Annotated in this window: 21 protein-coding genes; 9 read left to right on the forward strand and 12 right to left on the reverse strand. The window is 41.5% G+C overall.

The window, feature by feature from the left end; translation table 11 throughout:
• Positions 1-23: 23 nt before the first annotated feature.
• The 6 genes from ACFPRA_RS21290 to ACFPRA_RS21315 form a co-directional block, all read right to left on the reverse strand.
• Complete coding sequence (locus ACFPRA_RS21290; protein ID WP_381439204.1) at positions 24-941, reverse strand: alpha/beta hydrolase; 918 nt, start codon at positions 939-941, stop codon at positions 24-26.
• A 75-nt stretch (positions 942-1,016) separates the two neighbouring features.
• Positions 1,017-2,780, reverse strand: coding sequence for a sigma-54 interaction domain-containing protein (locus tag ACFPRA_RS21295; protein ID WP_381439206.1), 1,764 nt, complete (start codon positions 2,778-2,780; stop codon positions 1,017-1,019).
• A 113-nt stretch (positions 2,781-2,893) separates the two neighbouring features.
• Positions 2,894-4,312, reverse strand: a complete 1,419-nt coding sequence (locus ACFPRA_RS21300) for an amidase (protein WP_381439208.1) — start codon at positions 4,310-4,312, stop codon at positions 2,894-2,896.
• A 61-nt stretch (positions 4,313-4,373) separates the two neighbouring features.
• Positions 4,374-5,708 (reverse strand): MFS transporter, encoded by a 1,335-nt coding sequence (locus ACFPRA_RS21305; RefSeq protein WP_381439210.1) that lies wholly within the window; start codon positions 5,706-5,708, stop codon positions 4,374-4,376.
• A 661-nt stretch (positions 5,709-6,369) separates the two neighbouring features.
• Complete coding sequence (locus tag ACFPRA_RS21310; protein ID WP_381439213.1) at positions 6,370-6,807, reverse strand: RidA family protein; 438 nt, start codon at positions 6,805-6,807, stop codon at positions 6,370-6,372.
• Positions 6,791-8,017, reverse strand: a complete 1,227-nt coding sequence (locus ACFPRA_RS21315; RefSeq protein ID WP_381439215.1) for a pyridoxal phosphate-dependent aminotransferase — start codon at positions 8,015-8,017, stop codon at positions 6,791-6,793. The genes ACFPRA_RS21310 and ACFPRA_RS21315 overlap by 17 nt, the downstream gene beginning before the upstream one ends.
• A gap of 146 nt (positions 8,018-8,163) precedes the next feature.
• On the opposite strand from ACFPRA_RS21315, the gene ACFPRA_RS21320 reads away from it, so the two are divergent.
• A complete protein-coding gene (locus ACFPRA_RS21320) occupies positions 8,164-9,117 on the forward strand; it encodes a LysR family transcriptional regulator (RefSeq protein WP_381439217.1) in 954 nt (317 codons plus the stop codon).
• 89 nt (positions 9,118-9,206) lie between these two features.
• Here the strand turns inward: ACFPRA_RS21320 and ACFPRA_RS21325 are convergent, their stop codons facing one another.
• Both ACFPRA_RS21325 and nadX read right to left on the reverse strand, forming a co-directional pair.
• Positions 9,207-10,496, reverse strand: coding sequence for an aminotransferase class V-fold PLP-dependent enzyme (locus tag ACFPRA_RS21325; RefSeq protein WP_381439220.1), 1,290 nt, complete (start codon positions 10,494-10,496; stop codon positions 9,207-9,209).
• 218 nt (positions 10,497-10,714) lie between these two features.
• Positions 10,715-11,494 (reverse strand): aspartate dehydrogenase, encoded by a 780-nt coding sequence (gene nadX, locus ACFPRA_RS21330; RefSeq protein WP_381439222.1) that lies wholly within the window; start codon positions 11,492-11,494, stop codon positions 10,715-10,717.
• Positions 11,495-12,007: 513 nt separating this feature from the next.
• On the opposite strand from nadX, the gene ACFPRA_RS21335 reads away from it, so the two are divergent.
• A complete protein-coding gene (locus tag ACFPRA_RS21335; protein ID WP_381439224.1) occupies positions 12,008-13,288 on the forward strand; it encodes a Na+/H+ antiporter NhaC family protein in 1,281 nt (426 codons plus the stop codon).
• 91 nt (positions 13,289-13,379) lie between these two features.
• Here the strand turns inward: ACFPRA_RS21335 and ACFPRA_RS21340 are convergent, their stop codons facing one another.
• Positions 13,380-14,495 (reverse strand): threonine synthase, encoded by a 1,116-nt coding sequence (locus ACFPRA_RS21340; protein WP_381439228.1) that lies wholly within the window; start codon positions 14,493-14,495, stop codon positions 13,380-13,382.
• 326 nt (positions 14,496-14,821) lie between these two features.
• Here ACFPRA_RS21340 and ACFPRA_RS21345 point away from each other — a divergent pair, with 326 nt between their 5' ends.
• From ACFPRA_RS21345 to ACFPRA_RS21365, 5 genes are all read left to right on the forward strand, one after another.
• The gene (locus tag ACFPRA_RS21345; RefSeq protein WP_381439230.1) at positions 14,822-15,721 is read left to right on the forward strand and encodes a DMT family transporter; all 900 of its coding nucleotides are present in this window, start codon (positions 14,822-14,824) and stop codon (positions 15,719-15,721) included.
• A 165-nt stretch (positions 15,722-15,886) separates the two neighbouring features.
• Positions 15,887-17,914, forward strand: coding sequence for a sigma-54 interaction domain-containing protein (locus ACFPRA_RS21350; RefSeq protein ID WP_381439232.1), 2,028 nt, complete (start codon positions 15,887-15,889; stop codon positions 17,912-17,914).
• Between the two features lie 424 nt (positions 17,915-18,338).
• On the forward strand, positions 18,339-19,658 hold the full coding sequence (locus ACFPRA_RS21355) for an MFS transporter (RefSeq protein ID WP_381439234.1): 1,320 nt from the start codon (positions 18,339-18,341) through the stop codon (positions 19,656-19,658).
• Positions 19,659-19,846: 188 nt separating this feature from the next.
• Complete coding sequence (locus tag ACFPRA_RS21360) at positions 19,847-20,821, forward strand: asparaginase (RefSeq protein ID WP_381439236.1); 975 nt, start codon at positions 19,847-19,849, stop codon at positions 20,819-20,821.
• A gap of 46 nt (positions 20,822-20,867) precedes the next feature.
• Positions 20,868-21,929, forward strand: coding sequence for a tartrate dehydrogenase (locus ACFPRA_RS21365; protein ID WP_381439239.1), 1,062 nt, complete (start codon positions 20,868-20,870; stop codon positions 21,927-21,929).
• A gap of 83 nt (positions 21,930-22,012) precedes the next feature.
• Here ACFPRA_RS21365 and ACFPRA_RS21370 read toward each other — a convergent pair whose 3' ends face one another.
• Both ACFPRA_RS21370 and ACFPRA_RS21375 read right to left on the reverse strand, forming a co-directional pair.
• Positions 22,013-23,107: an NADH:flavin oxidoreductase gene (locus ACFPRA_RS21370; RefSeq protein ID WP_381439241.1), complete on the reverse strand. Its 1,095-nt coding sequence runs from the start codon at positions 23,105-23,107 to the stop codon at positions 22,013-22,015.
• A gap of 49 nt (positions 23,108-23,156) precedes the next feature.
• Positions 23,157-23,810 (reverse strand): DsbA family oxidoreductase, encoded by a 654-nt coding sequence (locus ACFPRA_RS21375; protein WP_381439244.1) that lies wholly within the window; start codon positions 23,808-23,810, stop codon positions 23,157-23,159.
• A 122-nt stretch (positions 23,811-23,932) separates the two neighbouring features.
• Between ACFPRA_RS21375 and ACFPRA_RS21380 the strand changes: the two genes are divergently transcribed.
• Positions 23,933-24,784, forward strand: a complete 852-nt coding sequence (locus tag ACFPRA_RS21380; RefSeq protein WP_381439246.1) for a LysR family transcriptional regulator — start codon at positions 23,933-23,935, stop codon at positions 24,782-24,784.
• A gap of 27 nt (positions 24,785-24,811) precedes the next feature.
• Positions 24,812-25,816, forward strand: a complete 1,005-nt coding sequence (locus ACFPRA_RS21385) for an LLM class flavin-dependent oxidoreductase (protein WP_381439248.1) — start codon at positions 24,812-24,814, stop codon at positions 25,814-25,816.
• 106 nt (positions 25,817-25,922) lie between these two features.
• Here the strand turns inward: ACFPRA_RS21385 and arsC are convergent, their stop codons facing one another.
• Positions 25,923-26,342 (reverse strand): arsenate reductase (thioredoxin), encoded by a 420-nt coding sequence (gene arsC / locus ACFPRA_RS21390; RefSeq protein ID WP_381439250.1) that lies wholly within the window; start codon positions 26,340-26,342, stop codon positions 25,923-25,925.
• Positions 26,343-26,358: the final 16 nt, after the last annotated feature.

Genomic DNA, 26,358 nt, shown 5'->3' on the forward strand with positions numbered 1-26,358 from the left:
AGATCCATCCTATCTATTTTATATTAATTAGATAGAATAGTGGCGACATCCTTTATTGCCTTTCTGGCCGCTGGACTGATGCCTGCAAGCTGAAAGAAACCGTGGTTAACCCCCAGGTATCGTCGGCATTGTACTTCTACACCTAATTCTAATAAACGACGGAATAATGATTCACCCTCATCGACAAGAGCATCAAATTCAGCGGTTAAAATATGGGTTTCCGGAAGGCCAGCGAAATCATCCCTATATAAAGGACTCGCTTCTGGATGATCGGGATCTACATTGGATAAATAAGCCTCGAATCCACTTAGGAGCGCATCTCGAGTAATAATATAATCATCACCAAATATTTTATAACTATCACTTGAAGCTGTCGCATCTAGCATTGGATAAATGAGAATTTGGCGCTTAGGCATCCATTTCCCTTGTTTTTTGAGTCGCAGACATGTAACTAGAGCAAGATGTCCACCAGCACTGTCACCTGCGATTGTAATGTCGGCGGGATTTCCGCCCCACAATTTGGCGTGCTCTCGGACGATATGTGCGGATTTGAATGCATCATCATGTGCAGCAGGATAAACATGCTCAGGTGCTAATCGATAATCAACGGCAACTACTATACAATTTCCTAAATTAGCCAACATTCTCAATTGACGATCATGAGTGTCGAAATCACCGCTTACAAAGCAGCCTCCATGATAATAAATCAAAATAGGAAGGTTCATTTGATTCGATGATTTATAAATACGAAGTGGTAAGCCATCAATTGTTTGATCAAAAATATCCCATACAGGAACCTCATCTCCAGCAAGGTCGATTGAGTTTAAATATCCCTGCCGACGCTCTTGAATGCTCTGCTTTCTTGCTGATGGACGCCCGGCTTCTATAAACTGCGCAACCAATTTTCGAATACCTGGCTCTAGTTGGTTTAAATGTAACATTTATAAATCCCTCTCAGTTTAATAAATATTTGCTTGATTCAGTACCAATTATAAAGTAATTCTATGTGGGTAACGTTATTTTTCTAAACAGCGAACTTTTTCCATTAAAAGGTTGAAATTATAGCCCGTTTTTTTCCATGACCGCTCAACAATGAGCATCTCTTTTTTCCGTAATGAATAGAGCCATTTTCGGATTTGTCGCGTGCCACATGCTAAATGTGTAGCCAATTCCTCTTCGGATACGTGAAATGTCCATTCATCTGCTTCATATGTAAAAATTGCACAAATGACCCCCCACTCGCCATGAGTGATGCCCAGCTTTCGATAATGACGGGCCAATACCTCCAAGGTCTCAAATGGTGCTACATTCCTTGGCTTCGAAGTGATGGTAGCAGAACCTGCTATGGCCAACTCCATTGGTTGCGTAGTGATCGTTTCCCCTACTCCTCGTTGCAATAAATCCGGCAAGTGATCAGGCTCTAAATAGTCAGAATCAGTCATGACTATGATCCGCTCAATAATATTCCGTAGTTCTCGTATATTACCGGGCCAACTATAGGAATAAAAATAGGTAATCGTCTCTGGAGAAAACACTTTCGTTTTTAAAAACTTTCGATTGAATTCTTCCGTAAAATGCAAAACCAGTGGTAAGATATCTTCCTTACGTTCTCTTAAGGGAGGAATATGGATCGGCACCACATTGAGACGATAGTACAAATCTTCTCGGAATCTCTTTTGTTGAACCTCTTCTGAAAGGTTACGATTGGTTGCCGTAATGACACGCACATCAATTTTGATTGGGGAGGTCTCGCCAATTCTTGTTACTTCTTGTTCCTGTAATACACGCAATAGCTTGACTTGAAGGGCGGGAGGCATTTCTCCAATCTCATCCAAGAAAATCGTTCCACCATTAGCCGCTTCGAATAATCCTTTCTTTCCTTCTCTTAAAGCGCCAGTAAATGCGCCTTTCGAATAGCCGAATAGTTCGGATTCGAGTAAGTTTTCCGGAATGGATCCACAGTTAATTTTAATAAATGGCTTATTAGCACGATTTCCCCATTTATGAATATAGTTAGCAATCACTTCCTTTCCTACTCCAGACTCTCCTGCGATGAGGACGGTAGAATCCACGTCAGCTATTTTGAACACTTTTTGTAACACATTGTTCATATCCTCACTGTTCACAACGATCGATGCAGAAGTCTCGTCATATAAACGCGCATTCAACTGCTCGTTTTTCACCTTTTCACTATTCAATTCTTTCTGCAATGAACTGATTTCGGTGATATCTTCCGAGATGCTGACAATCCGCTGAATCTCTCCAGCGTCGTTCAGAATGGGGATGCCCGTGACCATTAATGTTCTTCCTGTATTGGTCTGTTGGACAATCTGCACGAGTTCTTTTCTCTCTGACACCAACCTTGTAGCCGACCGAGAGATAACACCTTCTTTTTCAACTTGAAAGACACCTTTATCGAAAAAGTCTTTTCCTTCCTTTTCCCATAATGGCTTCCATGACGAGCTCACTCGTAAAGCTTTTCCGCTTGTATCCGAAACAAAAATCACTTCCCGACAATTGTCTAGAATCGTTTTCAAGTCCAATTCCATATTTGTATACTCGGGGAACTGTTTTAATAAAGACAGCGTGGCTCCTTTTGGGAATACAAATGTCGCTGTATATTCCTTGTCTGCCGCCTTGAATGAGGTGGCATGCATTACAAAAGCATCCGAGTCGATAACGGGTTCCTTTTCGGATGACGATTCAACAATATGCACATCTATCTGTAAACTTTTAAGTGCTAGCTCCAGTAAATTCTGCTTATTCAGATCCACGCCCATTACACAGCACCCCTATCGTTTAATAACTTCATCATACCACCCCCGCTTCCTCACTAAAAATGCATCCCCGATGCATCGTACTAAAAAACGAATCGGGGATGCAGAAAAAATACTTAGTCCTTCATTGTGGCTTGTTCAAAAGCATAAGCGATACGATACAAAAGGCTTTCATTCAAAGCGCGGCCCGTCAACTGAAATCCGAGCGGAAGCCCATTGCTGGAAAAGCCACATGGGACGGATATACATGGCAGACCCGTTAAATTAGAAGGGCTCGTTAATTTGTTCAGCACTGAAAAGATATGCGTTTTCTGTTGATCGACCTCCACTTCCCGTTCATATATATCGGATGGTAATACGGGCGTATTGGGAGTAAGGAGCACATCCACTTGTTCAAACACTTTGTTGAATGACTGAATGGCTCGTTTTTTTATTTCCAGTGCTTCCAAGTATTCAAAAGCTTTAACAGCTTCACCCGTTTGGATGCGATTTTTCACCTCAGTTGTCCAACCTTCCTTGTCAAGGTGGAATCTATGTGTTGCATACGCTTCACAGCTCAACACCGTGCGCTGTGCCTGTAATATGCTGTCCATCTGTTCGAGATCCACTGGGCGAACAGAAGCTCCTATACGTTGATAGATAGAAAGGACCTGTTCGATTCTCGCTGCAATCTCATCGTCAATCTGTTCAAAAAAGAAAGTGGAAGGTACACCTATGACGTAACCTTGCAAACCCTCTTCAAGCGTCAGCGTAAAATCTTCTGGTTCCAGATTGACTGAAGAGGGATCTTTTTCATCATAGCCCGCAAGTACATTCAACATAATTGCATTGTCCCGTACTGTTTTTGTCATCGGACCGACATGATCAAGCGTAGGAGACAACGGGTATACACCCCATTTGCTGACTCTACCGAATGTTGGCTTCATACCGACGATGCCGCAAAATGAAGCGGGCACACGGATAGAGCCTCCTGTATCCGTACCAAGGGCTCCATAGCAGAGATGGGCAGCTACAGCTGCGCCCGACCCGCTACTGGATCCGCCCGTTATTTTGGCCGGATTATACGGATTGTGCACGGGGCCAAAAAATGACGTATCGCCTGTCGTGCCGTAAGCGAACTCATGCGTATTTAGTTTTCCAACAATCACCGCGCCCGCCTGCTGTAATTTGGTGACGACTGTCGCGTCATAACTGGGCAGAAAATCTTTATACATATGGGAACCCATCGTCGTCCGGATACCTTTCGTGTAGATCAAATCTTTTAAGCCAATAGGAACACCATGGAGTGGACTTTTGATAACCTCTTGCATAATGGATTTTTCCGCTTCTGCAGCAGCCATCATCGCTTGTTCAGACATTATTGTGATAAATGAGTTCAAATTTGGATCTACTGTTTCAATACGTTCAAGCAGCACTTTAGTCAGTTCCGTCGGCGATAGCTGACGGGAGTGAAGTGCTTGGGATAATGTAGCCAAATCCCATTTCAACACTTCATCCCACCCAAGATTCCCCTTTTCTTTTTGTTCTAGTTGCATAACGACTTCCCCTCCCAATCTTTTTAATAGAATAGACCTCATGATGATTCGTACAAATCAGTTACTCAGACACGATAGCTTGGCTTAGATCTTTTCTGTCTGTTCTGTTCGTCTTATCCGGATTTACACAGAACATCGTCACCATGCCAATCATAACGGCAACAGCCGCTGCCACAAACATAGACGAATAACCGTAATATGTGACGAGAAAACCAGTTAAAGTTGGTGCGATAATCGTAGCAAAATTTGCCACAAAATGAGTCATTCCTCCATATGTGCCCGCTTTGTCAGGCTCGATATCCAAGACAACAGACCAATACACCGTGTTTGGCAACGAATTAAAAGCATTCCCGATTGTCATAAGCGCGAGTACCGCCACAGCGCTACTAGCCGTCGGTATCAATAAGAAACAGGTAGCTGTAAAAGCCAAGCAGACGATTGTAAAATAGGATCGTGCAATTCGTAATTTGCCCGTTTTCCGTCTTAGCAAGTCTGAAATCTTTCCACCTAGAAGAACTGTTATACAAGCACCTGTCCAAGGTATCATTCCGATATACCAGAGTGAAGAAAGCTGGTATCCAAATTCATCCATTAAATACTTAGGCGTCCACGTTAAGAGAAGGAAATTGACATACATATACGAAAAGTAACTAATCGCGTTGAAAACTAGTGCCCGATGCTTGAAAAAGTCATACCATTTAATTGTGTCTTTACTCTCCCCAACCATTTTTTCACCGGGAAGTAAATCTTCTTTCGATCTAATTTTCTCCAGCTCTTCTTTAGATACTTTCAAATTATCTTCCGGCATATTTGTAAATGCTTTTCGAAAAAGCAGTACCCAGACAATCCCCAACAAACCAAGCGCTATAAACATAACTCTCCAGTTGGTGATACTGAGTATCCCAACAATGATCGGCGCTGTTAACAAGGCTCCTAACGGGGTTCCTAAAATCCCCAACCCCACAGCCATACCTCGTTCCTTCGGGGCAGCCCAATTGGCATTTGTCTTATTGATTGTTGAAAAGGCAGGTCCTTCCGCTAAACCGAAGAAAATACGAATGACAGCAAAACCTGTCAAGGCCGAACCCCCGAATAAAGCTAAACCGATTTCCCCTGCAAAAGCAGTCAAAATTACAAAAACAGACCACCCAATACCGACTAACGTGAATACGAATTTAGGTCCTTTTTTATCTGCCAAAATCCCACCAAAAAGTGAACCGATAATATATCCGTATCCGAAATATCCAAGGACCATTCCCCAAGCCATATTATCAAAACCAAATTCCTTTACAATTTCCTCTTGCGCATAGGATATTGCTCCCCGATCAACGTAATTGATGATTGCCAATATCAACATCATGAACATTACTTTGTATCTGTAATTGTTTGCTAGCATACGCCCACCCCTTATCAATTTTCAATGTGGTGAAATCATTTGTTCCGCTGTAATTGGTGAGATAGATTTCACTTAATCCATCTTCCATGGACACAAGTCTCTGTTCCCGCATTCCGTGCATCCCCAAAAAGAATGCGTTTTCAAAAAGCAGCCAAACGAAAAAGAAAGACTCTTCTAAATCAAGAAACTCCTCACAAACCATTCACCATAATTGTGTAATTCAGAAAATTAAACCGACACCTCTCTCTGGAAAAAATGCAATCGGTAAATTCCCCTTTTGCACGTTTTTTTATTTTAAATCTCCCTCTACTTAGCTATTTGCAATTTGTATGCCAACATAAAAAATGGTGAATAACGCTTTAAACTACACTTTACGTGTATTATTTAAATACTATTCTAGGAGTACATGTGCTTAAAAAGAGCAAAAAGGAACTTTTTGGTCCAAAAAACACCTTTAATAAGTGAATTTAAAAAGCCGATTTACTCAACTTGTTGGTTCAAGGATTCACCAGAGGCTTTACCTTGCCGTTGAGTAATATCGGCTATGTTTAAAAATGTATTTCCAGACAATCTTTCCATGCATATCAGGAGAGGCAAGTCCACTTAAAATCATCATTCGAAAAGCGCCTTGTTGGCCCCCCTGAATTTGTATTCGGTATCTTCATGAGGATACAGCCGCAACCAACTGGATTTCAACCGGTGCGTTGCCGGGCAAAGATGCAACGCCAATTGCAGCCCGACTTCCAATCCCTTTGTTTCCTAACTTTTCAAATAAATACTCAGATGCAAAGTCTGCTAAGTTCGCATGGGTTTGAAAGGATTCTTCCGCATTCACATACACAGTGAGTGTTAATATCTGCTCCAGCCGTTCTTGTTCTTCAAGTGTACTGATGGCTGCAGTCAACGCGTTTGCAGCCGCTTGACGAACTGCTTCTTTATAAGATGACACCGGCTCTGCTGTAAGCACTTTTCCACTTTGAATAAGTACACCATTTTTTCTAGGTGTCATCCCAGCAGTATAGATGATATTCCCAAAACGTGATGCCGGAACATAATTGCCCTGCGGAATCGGATTGTTTTGATCACTTAGCGTACTCATTGCGATACGCCTCCACGACTTGGATGACACGGCCAATTGCGTCAACTGCCGCACGATGATCTTGTGAAAAATTGACACGGAAGCTCTCCGTAAACTGCGGGCCGAATTCAGTGCCAGGCGTTACAATGACACCAGCCTGGAGTCGCAGTACTTTCACGAATTCTGTGATTGAAATATCTAATTTAGGAATTCTCGGGAAGAGATAGCTTCCCGCTTCTGTCGCTCGTACTTGAAATCCGTCAGCGGCTCGCAGTTTTGCAACTAAATCATCCCGGATCGCTTGGTGTTGAGCAATTCGCTCGGTCATCCAACCTTCCGGCTCCGAAAACCAAGATTTCAAAACCGCTTGGCTATAACCACCTGCACGAAGAGAAACAATCGCCTGCAATTTTTCCATCCGATCAATAATTTTGGACGATCCGAATGCGACACCTAATCGATATCCACTCAGTGACTCCGTTTTCGACGGCCCCATAATCGTAATGACATTTTCAGGATCTACAATATTTTGCGCGCATAAATGCGTATACGTCCGCCCTTCGAAAATCTGGCGTGAATACAATTCATCAACGATTACAGTCGCCCCGTACTGCTGGGCAAGTTTCGCAATGTCACGGATTTCATCTTTCGAATAAATGACTCCTGTCGGATTATTTGGGTTCGAGAATAAAAAGAGTTTAACTCCCGCTTTAAATGCGTCTTCCAACTGCGTTAAATCCAAACCTGCCAAAGTATCGTTCTTATAATAGTCCAACTGGACCGGAACGACTTCTCCCTCAAAAAATTCGACTAGTTTTCGGTTTGCAAAATAATCCGGTACGACAATCGCAACTTTATCGCCTCTCGAGATAGTCGAGCCCATTGCCAGGAATAGAGCACCTTGCGTTCCAGGCGTAATAATGAAATTCTGATCTGCGTTAATCGTGGAACCTGTAAATGTAGAAAGCTTTTTCGCTACATTCTCACGGATATCAATGCTTCCCCGATACTCCGTGTAGGCCTGCTTCCCGCCAAGGCGAACCCCTTCGTTGAAAACATCCAAAGAACCTGGAATCGGCTCAAAAGCATCTACATCCCCATGTGAAAAATCAACCGGTGTACCTGGTATTTTCTCAAAGCGCAATCCCACTTCATTTGTATCTTGTCGTACTTCTTGTCCAGGTGCATATTCGGCACCAAGCCTTAAAAACTTCTTCTCTAGTGAGCCCATCTTCATCACCCTTTTTTTTTAACTTTGCTTAATTTTTTGTTATTCCTTATAGTATTAATAGTAGTTCTTATCACTCTCCAACTCCAATACGAAAATGTTTATAACGATATATAGTTTTCTTTATACTAAATAAAAGAGGGTTTTCTATGTTAAAAAATATGGAATATGTGTATGCGGTTCATACCAATAAAAGCTTTTCTAAAGCAGCCGAAGAACTCTATATTTCGCAACCTGCTCTTAGTGCAACGATCAAAAAGGTAGAAGAAGAAATCGGTCTTCCGATTTTCGACCGGAGCAGTAACCCGATTCAATTAACAGCGGCAGGCGAATACTATATTCAAAATATAGAAAACATCATGAACGTAGAAAAAGAAATGAGAGCCTATTTCAATAGCTTGTTGGACAGTAACCGGGGGTCTATAAATGTCGGGGGATCTTCTTTCTTTTGCACTTCCATTTTGCCAACGATAGCGCAAAAATTTAAGATGGAATATCCGGATTATACGGTAAACCTTTTGGAGGCGAATGCAGATGATTTGATGAAGTGTCTGCGTACAGACATCGTCGACATCATTATTGATGTTGAAAAAAGGGATCCTAAACTTTTTGAAACTGTTGTGTGGGGAGAAGAACATATTTTGCTGGCGGTTCCGGTATCTTATGAAGTGAATAATCACCTCGAGAGCTATCGCCTAACTTTCGATGAGGCAGCCAGCGGTCAATATTTGAGTGACACATATCCGAAAATAAGTCTGAAAGAGTTTGAAAATGAAAATTTCCTCTTATTGAAAAAAGGAAATGATATGTACCAGAGAAGCCTGAAGATGTGTAGAAAAGCAGGATTTACCCCCACTGTATCCATGTATCTTGATCAGTTGCTAACTTCCTATTATGTTGCTTGCAATGGGAAAGGCGTTGCTTTCGTAAGAGCTGGTGTCACACAATTCTTAGAAGCGACCGATAAATTGTTCTTTTACAAAATAGATGATGAAAATGCATATCGAAATATCATGCTGTATTATAAAAAGTCACATCCACTATCACAAGTCGGTTTGGATTTCATTCAATTTTTAAATGAGAATAAGCTCGTTGGACTTTAACGTAAATCATGAAGTTAAGATAGACAATTTGCCGGGAATCAAAAAATGAACACTCACCAACAACTGCGTGAGTGTTCATCTCCCTTTATTCAACCATTGACCCTTGCTGCAATACTTTGCGTAACTTTCAAAAATTCTTCTATCTCTTCTACCGTATTACAGTGTAAGGGTGATATTCTTACTGCGCCTTCCATTCCAAATGACTCCAACATCCTTTTCGAGTAAATACTTGTTGCAACCCGATCATAGACAAGAACATTTTCATTTCCATATTGACGAACCGCTTCTTGAAAATCTAAATGCTCTATACGCATCGCAATGATCAGATCCCTTTTGGACAAATCTTCATAATCCAGATAGACCGTGACGCCTGGAATCTCTCGTAACCCTTTGACGTTCTCCGTACCGTTCAGCATGGCTTCAAGAAGTGCTTGTTCATGCAAACCAATCCGAGTTATTCCTTCCACATATAATTCCCTTCTATCTTGCTTGTCGGAAAATTGGCTTCCTATCCAACATACATAATTTACAATTTCACTGATGGAAGCAAAATGACCTGGTGCTGGACTGCCAAGTTGTAAATTATCATCTTCCTTTCCAAATAAGCGATGATGTGGAAGTTTTGCAACTCTTTCAGAAAGATAAGCAATCCCAAAGCCTCTTACGCCAAAAAATTTATAGGGGGCTATGTTCATGACATCTACAGGAGTCTTTTCGATATCGATGATGCCATGCGGAGCATGCTGCACAGCATCCACAATGATATATAAATCCGGTTTTATTTTTCTTGCTTCTTTGACAATTGTCTCAATATCCAAAATGGCACCGGAAATATTAGATGCGTAAATTACACTTAACAGACAAGTGTCACTGTCAATCAGCTTTGTGATTTCTTCAACATCAACTCCACCAGTTATAAGATTTGTTGGAGCCACGCGAAGTTCCTTACCTAACTTATTCGCATAAAAAGTTGCTGCGTCAAAAGCGGATGGATGTTCCAATGCAGTCGTCACAATATTGGTGCCTTCAATATTTTCTGCAATCACACCCGTCATTTCAAACATAGCCTGAGAAGCAGTAAGATACGTTGCAATTTTCCCTTGTTTTGCATTAAAAATCGTTCGTATATCGTCAATTCCTTGTTGTTCCACTTCATGTAACAATTTTGCAGTTTCATGGTCGCGTTGAGGATGATCTGGAATCAAGTCAAACTGCGCAAACTTTTCGTTAGCAGTTTTTAACCGATAAGATCCCCCCGCATTGTCAAAAAACAGCCGCTTCTTCCCCGTAAGCGGATCCGTATCAACAAACGCAAATTTCTCCCGAATTTCACTTAGTAATGCATTGCTAAATAATGTTTCATTCTTCAGTTGCACCATTCTTAAAACCCCCGTCTTTAATCGTGATAGAAATGAAACGCATTCCCCTTTACCATTAATTGTTCAATATAGTCCCAATAATAGTACTTATCATTCTTAAACGCCAATACGAAAAAGTTTATAACGATATATAGTTTTCTTTATACAAATCAAAAAAGCGCCAAATCCTGCAGACTCGTTAACAGGTCTACATGATTTGACGCCATCATTTCTACTAATTACCCACCGATTCTTATCTTCTGGCCAATCCTTTCTAACGTCCCTAAAATACTCATAGCGGCTAAATAGCTTGTCTTCGGATTTTCCGGAAGCGGATTATTGGTAATGGAAAATGTCGCTTCACCAAAATCACCGATCACTTCCACATGATGCATGTTTTTATCAATATGCGGATCGGCTACGAGGCGCACACTCGTCTTCTCTATTCCGATCCCTGCCAAGGACAGCACAATGGAGACATTCATGTTTTTTGGAAATTGCCGGATGGCTTCCATCGCTGTCCCTTCAAATACCGTTTTCGCTTCATCGATGTCTTCCTCGATGAGCGAACGGGCAGGTTTCCGAGTTGTCAACGACACGCTTGTCACCGTGCCCAAGGCGTGTGCGTTTTGCAATAAGTCCAGACCACCGATAGCCCCAGACGGCAAATGCACGTTATGCTTGTACGCATGAGCCAGATCACTGATTTCTGTCAACAACGCTTCATCTGCCAATGCCCCCACACTGATTAACACGGCGTCCTTTTTCTTCAGAACAGAGGGCAGCAAAGTTTTCACCGCATCGATATTCGCTGTCTCCACGACTAGATCGATGTCAGAATCGAGAAATTTTTCAAGGTCCGTATACAACGACACCCCATAAGCCGATTCCAACAATCGATACTTTTCCTTGTTCCGTACAAAAACACTTGAAATTCGTAAATTTTCATGCCTATGACGATTTATTTTTTCCAATAAAAAATGCGCAATCGCCCCTGCACCGATTATCCCAATATTCATTGTTACCTCCCCATAGTGCTTCAGCAGTCTATTGATCTCACTTCCTCATATCGTAGCCGCTTTAACCCTATATATCAATTTCTTCAATTAACCGCAGTGATAAACTATTAATCCCCTAAATCTAGTTGTTTACTGTCAGTCACCCTGATAGGATAAAGCGGATACTTATAACAATTTGAAAATCCAACTCATCAAACATTTTACTCAGGATAGATTCTACTGTTTTTCACTCATTTATGTTCTTTATATATTCTTAATAAACAGTATTAAAAAACTGAATATTACTTTGTGAGTATAGTGAATAACTTAAAACTATTTTGATTTTAATCAACTACACAGAAATAAATAGTATTTCGGAATAGAGATGTTAATATTATTTAAAGTGAAAGTTTTACACCACAAGGATAAGGCTAAAATGTATAGAACTTAGAATAGCAATATTTGAAGGGGTAAAACTTTTTCTAAGCAAAGAATGGACAACAGACATGTCCATAATTTTTTAGGGGTGGAACAGTGAAAAAAGGGAATCCATGGGCGTTGATCCCATTTGTTGTTTTTTTGATTTTATTTATTGGTTCAGGGATTATTACAGGTGATTTTTATGCCTTTCCTGTCATTGTAGCCATTACCATTTCAGGCGCTGTGGCTCTGGCGATGAATCGAAAAGTATCGTTTGCGCGAAAGGTTGATATTTTTTGCCAAGGCGCAGGAAATTTAAATGTCATGCTGATGGTTGTTATTTTTCTCTTGGCTGGGGCCTTTTCAGAGGTAGCAAAAGGCATGGGGGCAGTGGACTCCACCGTTAACTTTGCTTTATCGGTCGTTCCGCCAAACCTGATTGTCGTAGGCCTGTTCATCATTGCCTGCTTTATCTCCTTGTCAATGGGTACATCAGTGGGAACGATTGTGGCACTGGCGCCAATTGGTGTTGGGATAAGCCAGCATACCGATTTTTCCATGGCTTTAGTAATGGGGGCAATTGTTGGCGGCTCGATGTTTGGCGATAATTTATCCTTTATTTCAGATACAACCATTACTGCCACTCGTTCACAAGGCGCAGAAATGAAGGATAAATTCAAGGTGAATTTTTGGATTGTGTTGCCGGCAGCTATTGTAACGGGCATTATTTTAGGGGCTATTACAATGGGTGAAACGGCACAAGTGGAGCATTTAAGCTATAGTTGGGTAAAAATTGTTCCCTATGTTCTGGTTATTATTTTTGCGTTAGCTGGAATGAATGTTTTCCTTGTTCTAGCATCAGGGATTATCCTCGCCGGGGCTGTCGGCTTAGCTGATGGCAGCTATCAATTAATGGGCCTTTTTGAAAATATAGGCGGAGGAATGGCAGGCATGTATGAAATGGCCTTTCTTGCGATATTAATAGCTGGAATGGTAGAGGTTATTAAATTTAACGGTGGAGTTGACTTTCTGCTTCACCTTGCGACACGAAGGATTAAATCGAAAAAGGGTGCTGAATTTGGAATTGCCGGACTTGTAGGCCTAACTAATTTATCGACGGCCAATAATACGATTGCTATTTTAATCGCCGGTCCTCTTGCAAAAAATATTGCTGATCAGTATGGGATTGAGCCGCGAAAGTCCGCAAGTATATTAGATATATTCTCCTGTACGATTCAAGGCCTTCTACCATACGGAGCCCAATTCTTAGTAGCCGCAAGCGTAGCTGGAATATCGCCAGTGAGCATACTTCAATACTCTTTTTATCCAATCCTCATAGGAATCTGCGGAATTATTGCTATCCTCGTCGGATACCCGGCAAAAAAGAAAGCTTGAACTTCACCATTTTAAAGAAGACGCAACTTATGTTTTTTTAAAACATAAGTTGCGTCTTCTTTAGTGTTGCCATTTTTGCGAAGTTGGAAGTTTAATATTCATGGGAGTTGGATTTAATCCCTGCCCCACAAAGCGGAATAATGATTTTTTCATCTGGTGCTTTCTCATACTTGAGATAACCCGCGTAGTTCACCGCTGAAGTCACTTCCACATAAAATCCTTTTTCGCTCAGTTGTTCCCGCGCACTTACAATCTCATTTTCTTCAATTTCAATAAACGTGCCATCCGTATGACGCACAGCTTCTAAAATTTGTTTGGAACGCGCGGGTGCTGCAATCGCAATTCCTTCCGCTAATGTCCCTCTATTCGTAAATGCTTGTGCCGATTTGTCCCCGGCTTGGTAGGCATTTACAAGCGGTGCACAATTTGCGGCTTGAATAGCAACGATTTTCGGCATTTTTTCAATCAATCCATTTTCCAGTAACTCTTTAAAGCCATAATATGCACCTAGAAGAAGCGTACCGTTTCCAACCGGGATGATCAACGTATCAGGCGCGCCTTTTAATTGTTCATAAATTTCATAGGCGTATGTTTTCGTGCCTTCATAGAAATAAGGATTATACACATGGCTGGCGTAAAAAACATTTTCTTCCTCCACCGCTTGTTGAGCGGCGGTAGCAATTTCTTCACGTGTCCCGTGAATTTGTTTAATTGTTGCACCATGCGCTTTAACTTGTGCAATCTTTTTTAACGAAGTATCATCGCTAAGATAAATATCGCATGCGATATTGCAACGCGCCGCATAAGCTGCAATTGCCGTGCCTGCATTCCCACTACTATCCGCAATGACTTTGGAAACCCCTAATTCTTTCGCTTTCGTCATTAACACAGCGGCCCCTCGATCTTTAAAAGATAGGGTCGGCATCATATAATCCACTTTTACATATGTATTGGGTTCTTCAGCATCCAGCACGATGAGCGGCGTCTGCCCTTCTCCCATTGTGACATGTTCCCATGTCTTCGAATCAGCTGCAAATGGCATTGTCTCCACATAACGCCATAATGTGTTTGGATAGTTATTCCAAGCTGTCACATCTATTTTGGGTGTATCTTTCACTAAATCAAAGACACCGCCACACGCGCATCGCCATACGGTTGGTGTAATCGCCTGTTCTTCTCCACAATCATTGCAACGATATTGTTTCATCAGTGATCCCCCTCCAACTATCTTTTTATCGAAAACAAGACTCTTTCTACCATGATATCACTTCTACATATAGTATCCTCTTTACCCTCTATATCTTTTTTTGAATAATCGCAGTTCTTCACGAATAGTCTCCCAAAATCTGGTTGATTGCTAGCAGACGCTTTGATACGATGAACTTACTACTTATCCCAAAGGGGTGAACACTTATGTTGCTAGCGCCTTTATTCGAAAATGATGTACCAGCAGCACTCTCCCGCTCTTAATGGAGAGATAACTGCTTCTCTCCGTTAAGGCGTAATTAGCCAAACTAAAACGGAGGGTATAAAATGAAAAATACATTGATCGGTTCTTTATTTTTAATCTTGGCTTCAAGTATCTGGGGAGGCATGTATGTGGTCGTGAAGGTCGTAGTGGCCGTCATCCCCCCATTGGAACTTGTATGGATGCGTTATTTCATCGCACTCATTGCACTCGTCATCATCGGACTGGTGACGAGACAAAATTGGAGAATTCAAAGGCATCACTTTGGCATCATTTTTGCCATTTCACTAATCGGGTACGTCATTTCCATTGTTACGCAAGAAACAGGTACAATGCTCTCCACTGCACAAATGGGTGCGATCATCACTTCGACAACACCCGCATTCATGGTTTTGTTTGCTAGTTTAATTCTCAAAGAACGTTTAACGTTAAAGAAAGCGATTTCCGTTAGTTTAGCCACAATCGGTGTGATCACCATTGTTGGCATTGACGATATTAACATGACCAGCATGCTTGGGGGAATCTCACTGATCATTGCGGCATTAACATGGGCGTTAATGTCTGTACTCATCAAACGAGTCCCGAGCGATTATTCACAAATCGTCGTGACCACCTATGCCACTTTCATCGCTTTTGTTGTGTTAACTCCATTTGTCATCCCAAGATTACCGCAAATCGATCCGAACGATTTGATGGATCCGACCATTTGGGGAGGGTTACTGTATTTGGGGATCATCTCGACATCCATCGCATTTCTATTATGGAATCGCGGATTACAAATGCTAAATGCCTCAAGTGGAGGAATTTTCTTTTTCTTCCAACCCGTCGTTGGAACATTATTAGGATGGCTCATACTAGGTGAAACGATCAGTATCACCTTTTGGATCGGTTCCATTTTAATTCTGCTAGGGGTTTTAATTGTTATAAATGATAGACCAGAAGAACCAAACCATTCTTTCGCTTAATAAAGATGAACACAAGTGGCATCACTCTGCCACTTGTGTTTTTGTTTTCTATGAATAATCATTTACTACAAATAATGGCGTCTCAAGGTAGCCGTAAACTAATATAAATAAATTGTTTCAATATAGTATAATCGAGAGAAAGTTTGTGAAAATGAGGTGGAATTCTTGCAGATTGAATCGATTTTAATAAAAAATTTTATGATGATGTCTTTCGACGAATGGACGGTTGTGTCTAGAGAAGAAATCTTCAAAGAAACAGCTATCATTCTCGTTAACGACTCACATGGCCAAGTGATTGGAGGCATAACTGCGGATAACCCCGAAGAAATTCTAGCGGTTGGAGTTATACCGATTGACCGACTGTATGCGGGAGAGAAGGATTGGGAAGATTACAGTATGATTCTTGCCACAGATGAACATGAAAGAATCATAGGATGCCTCAAACGGGAAGAGCTTGCTTTTGCACTTTATCGTCATTTCAAGGAAGAGGCTTTTTATTTTAAATCGGTTTTATCTTCCCTTCCACTTGAAGTCTCTATGATTGATGAATCCGGAAAAACATGTTTTTTGAATGACCAAGCCTTGAAGATTCACGGTATAAACAGGGAAGATGCCGTCGATTATGATCTGAAGGATTTATATCACAGCTGTCAACTTAACACACTTCTCAATGAAACGGATAAAAAAGTCGTCATGAAAGTGACGGAGGATCGTAAAGGCGCGTATATCCAAACCAATGTTTTGCAAGGGGATCGACTCATAGGGGCCGTTCAACTCTATTGGAAAGCGGAGGAAATCGAAAAGATTGCGATAAATTTGGATCGGTTTATGAATCTGTCGACTGATTTCCAAGCGATTGTTGATGCTTCTTACGATGTGATTTACGTGTCTGACGGAAACGGTATGACCTTACATGCTAGCTCGGCATGCGAAGATCTTTGGGGATATAAATCGGAGGAACTTGTCGGAAAAAGTATTTATAAACTTGAAGAAATGGGCGTTTTTTATCCCTCTGTCACACGACAAGTATTGGAGAAAAAACAAAAAGTACAAGTATTCCAGACGACCAAAAAAGGGCGAAGGCTCGTTTGTATCGGGACTCCGATCAAGGATGAAAAAGGAAATATTATTCGTGTGGTCAACGCATCACGTGACATTACTGAGGAAAATCATCTACGCATGGAATTAGAGGAAATGAGGCTGCTGACAGAAGGTTACAAGCAGCAACTCAGTCAGTTAAAGGGATTGGAAATGGAAAGTGAGTCACTCATCTTAAAAAGCGAACGGATGGAGGGAGTCATGACGCTTGCTAGAAAAGTCGCGGAAGTAGACTCTACCATTCTTATTCAAGGAGAATCCGGTGTAGGTAAAGAAGTGATTGCATCCTATATTCATCGAAAAAGTGAAAGGAAAGACGAACCTTTCATCAAAGTAAATTGTGGTGCAATCCCCGAAAATTTGCTGGAATCTGAGCTATTTGGTTATGAGAAGGGTGCTTTCACGGGGGCTTCCAAAACAGGCAAGCCAGGTTTATTCGAATTGGCCAATAAGGGAACGATTTTCCTCGATGAGATTGGCGAGATCCCTCTTGCCCTTCAAGTGAAATTGCTACGAGTTTTGCAAGAAATGGAATTCACACGCATTGGTGGGACGAAGCCAATATCGGTTAATGTACGCATTATTGCAGCGACTAATCGAAATCTGCAAGAAGAAATGAAAAAAGGAAATTTCCGGGAGGATTTGTATTATCGTCTGAATGTGGTCCCCCTCTTCATCCCTCCTTTGCGGGAAAGAAAAGACGATATTTTAGCACTCACACTCCACTTCATACAGGATTTCAATGAAAAATTTCAAACTTGCAAAACCTTTTCCCCAGCTGTACTTGATCTATTTCAAACGTATGATTGGGCTGGAAATGTTAGAGAACTCCAAAATATGATCGAACGGCTTATTGTGACTGCAGATGCTCCCATCATAGACATTGAGCATCTTCCAGATTCACTTATGGAAGGCAAGAATTTACCTGTGGTCCATGTTACGGACATCATACCGATTAAGGAAGCAATCCATTTAGTTGAATCTCAGTTATTAATGTTGGCTAAAAAGAAATACGGAACAACCGTAAAAATCGCCGAGGCCTTGGAAGTCAATCAATCTACGGTGAGTAGAAAGCTGAAAAAGGTTTGTACCTAATCACACGAATCTCATTATGCATTTCCGCATATTCGTTATGCCGAATTGCAAAACATCCATATAATTCACTATTTCGAGGTAAATTAGGCTGCTCTTTATTGATATCGCATGCGTTTCCCCTACAAAATTATGCGCATCTGCATAATTCATTTTCAAGAGATCAAAGCAAAAAGTGTGTTTACGAGAGTATATTTGCCGAAGAACAGGGAAATATACTCTTTTTTTATTTTTGGCATGGTTTTTGCAATTAAGATAATAGGGCTGTCAATTGAGTGGGGGGAAAGAGTTAAATGATGCTTGTGTCTAGATGAATTGCGCACTAGAGGAGAATGTGAATAGGTTCGCCATTACGACGGCGGTAATCGGAGCATAAAAAGCATTCTCCAAATTATTTAAAAGTGAGTGGAAGGGTTAGGTGTTCAATATGAAGAAAAATTATCGTTATCAAATTATGTTAATGATGGTGCTGATGGTCATCATTAACTATATCGATAGGGGTGCCATTTCGTACGCACAACAAGACATAATCGGCGAGTATGGATTCGATGCGATTTCTTGGGGAGCCGTACTTGGTTATTTTGGATTTGGTTATTTATTTGGTTCACTCTTTGGAGGTATGCTAGCAGATAAAAAAGGGCCGAAATTTGTTTGGATCATTATCGGGATTGGCTGGTCCGTTTTTGTCATTGCTACTGCTTTTGCCGGGGATATCGGTTTGGCACTATTTGGAGGTTCTGCGCTGACTGGATTTGCTGTCATCCGTATTTTATTCGGCTTTGCAGAAGGTCCCACTTTCTCCACCATCAATAAAACAAATGCAAACTGGGCTACACCGAAAGAGCGCGGATTTGCTGTATCTATGGGGCTTTTAGGAACGCCTCTCGGTGCCTTGTTAACGGCTCCAGTAGCGGTAGCACTTTTGTCTGTAACGAGCTGGAAAGTTATGTTTATTATTCTTGGTAGCTTAGGAATCGTATGGGTCATTATATGGTCAAGAATGTTTACAGATTTACCAGAACAAAATCCAAAAGTCTCAAAAGAAGAACTTGAAAAAATCCGTTCTGTTAAGGATTTATTGCCAAATGAAAAAGTGGTTAGTGGACATGATGATTCTATAAAATGGTATCACTTCTTCCAAAACCCAACACTTATTTTTAATGCGCTAGGTTATTTTGCTTTTCAATACATTAACTTCTTATTACTCACGTGGACACCTAAATACTTACAAGATCAATTCGGCTTTCAATTATCTTCTCTCTGGTATTTAGGAATGATTCCTTGGGTCGGGGCTTGTTTCACCGTATTGCTTGGCGGAAAAATTTCGGACTATTTACGAATGAAAACAGGAAGTCTTCGTATCGCAAGATCAGGACTAGCTGTCGTTTCATTGTTATTAACAGCTACATGCTTTATGTTAATCCCGACTGCAGATACGATTGTCGGAGTTATGGTCTTAATGTGTATCGGGAATGCCTTTAATTCACTGCCAAACTCTGTCTATTGGTCCGTCATCATTGATACAGAACCTAGTCGTGCAGGTACATTTGGCGGGATTACACATTTTATCACGAATACAGCAACCATTATCGCACCTATTTTAACTGGATTCTTGGTGATAAGCTTTGGCTACTCTTCGATGTTTGTCGCAGCAGCGATTGCGGCGATTGTTGGTATGGTAGCGATGATCTTTGTAAAACCGGGTCAACGGCAATCTAAAAATAAATTGAATGAAGTGAGTGCTTAAACGGATGGTTTACCCCATTCAGTAAATGACTTTGCACGGAAAGCGAAACGACAGTTTTAGAAGACTCCCACCTCTATGTTCGCGAAAGAGTATGGTCATTTCACGCACTTTTATTTACAAACTATTATCTTTCAAGGAGGCCAAAATCGGCTTCCTTCTCGGATTTTTTAGAAATGAGGGTATTAGATATGAAAAAAATTATTTTATTAACGACTGGTGGAACGATTGCTAGTAAGCCGAATCCTGACACGGGATTGCTTTCTTCAGGTGCATTGACAGGTGAAGAACTTGCAAGCATGTGCAAACTGCCAAGTGCAATCGATTTGACGGTTGAATCCATTTTTCAAGTCCCCAGCAATCAAATGGATGCAGAGAGATTATCGCAGTTGAAAGACAGGATTGAAGCTCTATTAGCTGATCAACATGTCGACGGAGTGGTTGTCACCCATGGTACAGATACGTTGGAAGAGACGGCTTATTATTTGGATCTGGCCATTGCCAATGAGAAACCGGTAATCATAACAGGATCGCAAAGAGGGCCTTTTGAGCTCGGCACCGATGCAATGGTGAATATTCGTCAGTCTATAATAGCTGCTACAAGCGAAAAGCTTAAAGGCTTTGGAACGGTAGTCCTGTTTAATGAGCGCCTTTTTCCAGCTAGATATGTAAAGAAATTCCACGCTTCTAATGTAGATGGATTTACTTCCGAAGGATACGGATATTTCGGTACGGTGGATCAGGATATGGTGACAGTGTACCAAAAACCACTCGATCGGGAGGTGTATTCACTAAAGGAAGGTTTGCCAGTTGTTGATATCATTCCATTTCACCTCGGCGCAGATGATCGATTCATCAAAACTTCCATTTCAACCGGAGCAAAAGGGATCGTTTTGGAAGGTTCCGGAAGAGGCCATATGTCACCTCAAATGGCTGGAGCGATTGCGGAAGCTTGCCATCAAGGTATAATTGTCGTCTTAACAACTAGAGCAGGCGAAGGAGAAGTCCGCCATGTCTATGACTTCCCAGGTAGTGTTTTCGATTTAACGAATAAAGGTGTACTTATCGGCAAAGATTATGACAGTAAAAAAGCTAGAATCAAATTAGCCATTTTGTTGGCGACTGGTGCTACAAAACAAGAGATTGAACAAGCATTTTTAAACTAATAGAAGATACATGAACGTTTCTTCTATCATCTTGAGGAGGAGTAAAATGAAAAAGTGGGAGATATCCGTTATTCCAGGGGATGGCATAGGCACCGAGGTCATGCCAGAAACAATCAGAGTTTTAGACACGCTCGCTGAGATTCATGGCGGCCTTACGTTTAACTATAAAGAATATCCATGGAGTTGTGAGTATTATCTTGAACATGGTGTAATGATGCCCGAAGACGGGCTAAAGCAATTAGCGCAAAGTGATGCCGTTTTTCTAGGGGCTGTCGGAAATCCGAAGCTTGTTCCGGATCACGTGTCTCTTTGGGGTCTGCTCGTGAATATCCGGAGAGGATTCGAACAAGTGATCAACGTTCGGCCTGCAAAACAAATGAAAGGCATTGCCTCTCCACTTGTCAATCCGAACGAATTTGATTTCATCGTAGTTAGGGAAAATAGTGAAGGAGAATATAGTGAAGTCGGAGGGAGAATTCATTCGGGTGAAGATGAAATGGCGATTCAAAACGCCGTATTCACAAAAAAAGGGACTACCCGTGCGATGGAGTATGCGTTTGAATTAGCCAAAACAAGAAGTGGTCTTGTCACGAGTGCCACAAAGTCAAATGGAATTGTCCATTCAATGCCTTTCTGGGACGAAGTATTTCAAGAAACCGCAAAACAATATGGAGATATTCAAACCCAGTCCATACATATTGATGCGCTAAGTGCCTTCCTCGTTTCAAAGCCTCATATGCTTGATGTAATTGTCGCAAGTAATTTATTTGGGGATATTTTAACAGATATCGGAGCAGCCATTATGGGTAGCATCGGAATTGCCCCTGCTGCAAACATTAATATTAATGGGAAATTCCCATCCATGTTCGAGCCGGTCCACGGTTCTGCTCCAGATATTGTCGGCAAAGGGATTGCTAATCCGATTGGCCAAATATGGACAGGTAAAATGATGCTTGATCATTTAGGAGAAGGAGAACTTGGAACGTTATTATTGGATTCCATTGAAGAAGTACTGCAAAATGGGGTTAAGACGCCAGACATCGGTGGTACCGCTTCAACCATAGAAGTAACAAATGAAATTATTAAGCGATTGAAATTGCGGGCTTAATAAGTAGACAAAAAAGCACAACTAGCGAAGTATGGCTAGTTGTGCCCAGCTGATAGGCAAAGTCATTTTTGGCTTTGCCTATTTTACACTTCAAATTCCTTGATCTTTGCATTCGGACTTAATATTTCTTCCGGCTTAAACACTGCCAATGGCTCACCTTTTTTAACTTTATCAACCCAATCATGGTTAGCCAAGGCCCCTTTTCCTAGAGTGACCATATCGGCTTCTCCGTCCGCGATGATTTGATTCGCTTTTTCGGGATCCTCTAAATGACCATTGGCAATGACCGGTATTTTCCCATATTTCTTTGCAAGAGAAGCTAATGATGGGCCATTTGTTTCGAACGCAGGCTTCCATGCTTCATATTCCGTCACATGGATAAAATCAAGACCGGCTTGCCCTAGTCGGCCAAAGATGATTTCAGCATCTCGTTCTTTCCCTACCCACTTATGTTCGAAATCATTCACCTTTCCTTGCGAAATCCGAATCCCGATCGTGAAGTTCTCCCCCACCGCTTCCCGAATCGCTTGGGACACTTTCACCATTAAACGGACCCGATTTTCCGTAGAACCGCCATATTCATCTGTACGCTGATTTGCATAATCTGTCAGAAAACCATCAAGTAAATAACCATTGGCCCCATGAATTTCAATCCCATCAAACCCGACTGCTTGCGCCCGCTTTGCCGCATTCGCAAAGCTTGCAACAATATCTGTAAGCTCTTCTTTCGTTGCTTCTCTTGGAATTTGGTATGGGCCTTCCCCAAAATACATAGCCAGTTGTTCCCCTTTTGGTCGAATAGCGGAAGGGCCAAGTGTCTCTTGCTTAAAGCGGTTTCCTTGAGAAAGAAAACCAGAATGCTGTAACTGCATAAAGATTTTCGCTCCTGCGTGATGAACAGAATCGACTACTTCTTTCCACGCTTCGGCTTGTTCATCATAAACGATACCCGGTTGATCCAGATAGGTTTGGCTATATTGATCATCAATATAGGTTCCTTCTGTAATGATCAGCCCGAACCCGCCTTGGGCAAATGATGTGTAATACGATACCATCTGATCAGTTACCAATCCTTCAGCTGTGGCACTGACGCGTGTCATAGGGGCAACCCCTACCCGATTATTTAATGTTGTATTCCCTACAGTTACAGTCTCAAATAATGATCTTATGTTTGTCATTGTCAAAACGCCTCTTTCCTAATCATTTGTCTTCGTTTCTCCATCAAACTTACTCTATTTCACAACCGTCGATACCACACATCATTCCTTCAGCAATATCCGGTGTTTGTCTCTTCATCTCATCGTCAATCAATTGTTCAAATGTCTCTTTGGAATGCATGCCAGCCACTTTTGTTTCTCCAATGACAAAAGTAGGCACCGAAGTGATTTTCGCTTCTTCGTAGGCATGTTTTAGTGCTTGCTGATGCACTTCTTTGTATTTTCTCGTTTCGAGCGCATCCCGAAATTCTTTTTCGTCTAAACCAATTTCACCTGCTAATTTCGTTAATGTCCCGATATCGCCAATGTCTTGTTCTTCTTGAAAGAATGCACGCAGCATCCGATCATTATAGTCATTGCCCTTCCCTTGTTCTTTTGCATATTGATAACCTTCGAAAGCCAAATGTGTATAAGGTTGAGGCGATACACACGGCAGGACGATATCAATACCCATCCGTTCGGCCATCGGATAGACGGACTGCTTCCATGTACTTTGTAAATAATGACCCTCAGGCTTTAACGTTTCATTTGGATAAGGACGCAACTCGAATGGCATCCATTCCACTTCTACGTCTTTTCCTTTTATCGCTTGTTCCAAAGGTTGTTCAGCAAGAAAACAAAATGGACACACATAATCTGAGTAAACTTTTATTTTTAATGTCATCGCGATGACCTCCTATTGTATTCCGTATACTCTTTTATTGTAATTTCACAGGATTGTTTTGTAAAATAGATATATCCGAACGGTTAGTTCACTAAAATCGAACGAAGGAAGTGTCAATATCGATGGAACTTCGTCATCTGATCACACTGAAGACAATTGTAGAAAGAGGAGGTTTTAAAAAGGCTGCTGAACATCTTGGCTATGCACAATCCTCTGTTACCACACATATTCAAGAATTGGAAGAGGAAGTAGGAAAACCCTTATTTGATCGACTTGGCAAGAAAGTCGTGTTAACGCATTACGGTGAGCGACTTCTTTCCTATGCCGTGAAGATCATTGAATTGCATGCACAAGCGCTCAACACGGATGATGAACCGACAGGCGATCTTGTGATTGGCATATCGGAATCACTGACGATTGGTCGCGTTCCACCTATCCTTCTGGATTATAAAAAGTCTTACCCTAAAGTGAATCTTTCATTAAAATCCATTGAAAATTATCATATTACCTCACAACTTCAAAGTGGCGATATCGATTTAGCATTGGCATTGGAAAGAGAAAATTGGTCCCTGCCAGAAATTTATTGTGAAAAACTGAAAAGAGAAAAGATGGTTTTAATCAGTCCACCAGAGGAAGATGATCATCGAACCGTTCTTTATACGGAAAGATTATGTAGTTATAAATCGGTGTTTGATGAGTATTTAAGATCTAAGCAGATAGATGTGAAGGAAAGTTTGGACTTTCAAAGTATCGAGGCGATTAAGCAATGCGTGAGAAGTGGTTTAGGGATTTCGATGGTCCCTTACTTTTCGGTGAAGGAAGAATTGGAAAGCCATAAACTAAAAGGGGAGGAAGTCGCACCGGAACATCCGGCAATTGCTACATTTCTGGCTTATCATAAGGATAAATGGCTTTCTCCGTCTATGACTAGCATGATTACCTTGATAAGAAGCCATGCAGAAAATTGGATTTGATGTTTTCTTCAATAAGGAGATCATATAATGTTTATATTAAATATTCTTGATTATTCACCTATAGATGAAGGAGCCACTGCGCACGAAGCATTACTGCACACAACAGAATTGGCGAAGCGAGCGGAAGAACTTGGGTATCACCGATTTTGGGTAGCGGAACATCACCATGTATTATCAGTCGCAAGTAGTAGCCCTGAAATGCTGATGATGCATTTAGCTACATCCACTAAGCTTATCCGGATTGGTTCAGGCGGGGTCATGCTTCCTCATTACAGTCCCTATAAGGTGGCAGAAAATTTCCGGATGCTAGAAGCACTGCACCCGAATCGCATTGACTTAGGTCTAGGCCGATCCCCTAGTTATCAAATCGTGAATCGTGCGTTGAACGAAACAAAAGGTAAACGATTATCCTATGAACAACAAGTGCAGGATCTTTATCAATTTCTATCCGATCAGCCTTCTGAAAATCATCGTTTCAACGGCTTGATCGCAACACCAGTTATCGAGACGACACCAGAAATATGGATGTTAGGCAGCAGCTTAGGTAGCGCCCAAATCGCTGCAGAAAATGGAGCGGCCTATGCCTTTGCGCATTTCGGTAAGCCATCTAGCGCAGGGGTGGAAGCTATAGCGCATTACCGAAAACAGTTTAAGCCTTCTCAATTTCTTGAGAAACCGAAAGTCATGATCGCCGTTTTTGCGATTATTGCAGAAACCGCAGAAAAAGCGGAAGCACTCGCGAAAGCTTTTGATCTTTGGTTATTGTTCGTTGAATCGAGCACCCCGCCCCCTTATTATCCATCCATACAAACCGCAATCAAACGAGGCATTAGTTCTAGCGAAAAAGAAAAAGTGATGCAAAACCGGAAACGTATGATTATCGGAACCGCAGAGCAAGTCAAAGAGAAAATTATGCGTACAGCCGATCAGTATCAAGCAGACGAAGTTACCATTATTCCTAACTTCTACGGAGCGAATAATCGAATGGAAGGGATTGCATTATTGGCGAAGGCTTTTGGATTGCAACGATAATCTTGCAACACAATTAGCCTAAATCCCACTGGCATCAGTAGATTTAGGCTATTTGTGCATTTCGTAAATTCGAGACTACGAAATTTTGATCAACTGCCTGTTTTTCTTATTGACCCGTTTCTGCGAAGCGTTCAATTCTTGCACCGATTTCATCGCGTATACGTTGGAAAAATGCCCATTTTTCTTCATCCGTTCCTTCTGCTTTTGCAGGGTCATCAAATCCCCAATGTGCACGTTTTACATGCGACGGTGTCATCGGGCATTTGTCAGCCGCATCCCCACAAAGTGTGACAACAAAATCTGCATGATTCAGGATTTGTGGATCAATGATATCCGATGTTTGATTCGAAATGTCAATGCCTGCCTCATTCATCGCTTTAATGGCATTCGGATTGACCCCATGGGCTTCAATGCCCGCACTGAGCACTTGCCATTCTTTTCCGAGAATATTTTTTCCCCACCCTTCAGCCATTTGACTACGGCATGAGTTACCTGTACATAAGAAATATAATGTCTTTTTTGACATAGTGAAATTCTCCTCT

The sequence above is a fragment of the Sporosarcina soli genome (assembly GCF_042655805.1).
GTDB lineage: Bacteria > Bacillota > Bacilli > Bacillales_A > Planococcaceae > Sporosarcina > Sporosarcina soli.

Coding starts and splice junctions, on each gene's coding strand:
- ACFPRA_RS21300 (WP_381439208.1), bottom strand. CDS start 4,312: ATGCAACTAGAACAAAAAGAAAAGGGGAATCTTGGGTGGGATGAAGTG.
- ACFPRA_RS21340 (WP_381439228.1), bottom strand. CDS start 14,495: ATGAAACAATATCGTTGCAATGATTGTGGAGAAGAACAGGCGATTACA.
- ACFPRA_RS21315 (WP_381439215.1), bottom strand. CDS start 8,017: ATGGGCTCACTAGAGAAGAAGTTTTTAAGGCTTGGTGCCGAATATGCA.
- ACFPRA_RS21360 (WP_381439236.1), top strand. CDS start 19,847: ATGAAAAAAATTATTTTATTAACGACTGGTGGAACGATTGCTAGTAAG.
- ACFPRA_RS21290 (WP_381439204.1), bottom strand. CDS start 941: ATGTTACATTTAAACCAACTAGAGCCAGGTATTCGAAAATTGGTTGCG.
- ACFPRA_RS21385 (WP_381439248.1), top strand. CDS start 24,812: ATGTTTATATTAAATATTCTTGATTATTCACCTATAGATGAAGGAGCC.
- ACFPRA_RS21380 (WP_381439246.1), top strand. CDS start 23,933: ATGGAACTTCGTCATCTGATCACACTGAAGACAATTGTAGAAAGAGGA.
- ACFPRA_RS21325 (WP_381439220.1), bottom strand. CDS start 10,496: ATGGTGCAACTGAAGAATGAAACATTATTTAGCAATGCATTACTAAGT.
- ACFPRA_RS21355 (WP_381439234.1), top strand. CDS start 18,339: ATGAAGAAAAATTATCGTTATCAAATTATGTTAATGATGGTGCTGATG.
- ACFPRA_RS21295 (WP_381439206.1), bottom strand. CDS start 2,780: ATGGGCGTGGATCTGAATAAGCAGAATTTACTGGAGCTAGCACTTAAA.
- nadX (WP_381439222.1), bottom strand. CDS start 11,494: ATGAATATTGGGATAATCGGTGCAGGGGCGATTGCGCATTTTTTATTG.
- ACFPRA_RS21345 (WP_381439230.1), top strand. CDS start 14,822: ATGAAAAATACATTGATCGGTTCTTTATTTTTAATCTTGGCTTCAAGT.
- ACFPRA_RS21310 (WP_381439213.1), bottom strand. CDS start 6,807: ATGAGTACGCTAAGTGATCAAAACAATCCGATTCCGCAGGGCAATTAT.
- ACFPRA_RS21305 (WP_381439210.1), bottom strand. CDS start 5,708: ATGCTAGCAAACAATTACAGATACAAAGTAATGTTCATGATGTTGATA.
- arsC (WP_381439250.1), bottom strand. CDS start 26,342: ATGTCAAAAAAGACATTATATTTCTTATGTACAGGTAACTCATGCCGT.
- ACFPRA_RS21320 (WP_381439217.1), top strand. CDS start 8,164: ATGTTAAAAAATATGGAATATGTGTATGCGGTTCATACCAATAAAAGC.
- ACFPRA_RS21370 (WP_381439241.1), bottom strand. CDS start 23,107: ATGACAAACATAAGATCATTATTTGAGACTGTAACTGTAGGGAATACA.
- ACFPRA_RS21375 (WP_381439244.1), bottom strand. CDS start 23,810: ATGACATTAAAAATAAAAGTTTACTCAGATTATGTGTGTCCATTTTGT.
- ACFPRA_RS21365 (WP_381439239.1), top strand. CDS start 20,868: ATGAAAAAGTGGGAGATATCCGTTATTCCAGGGGATGGCATAGGCACC.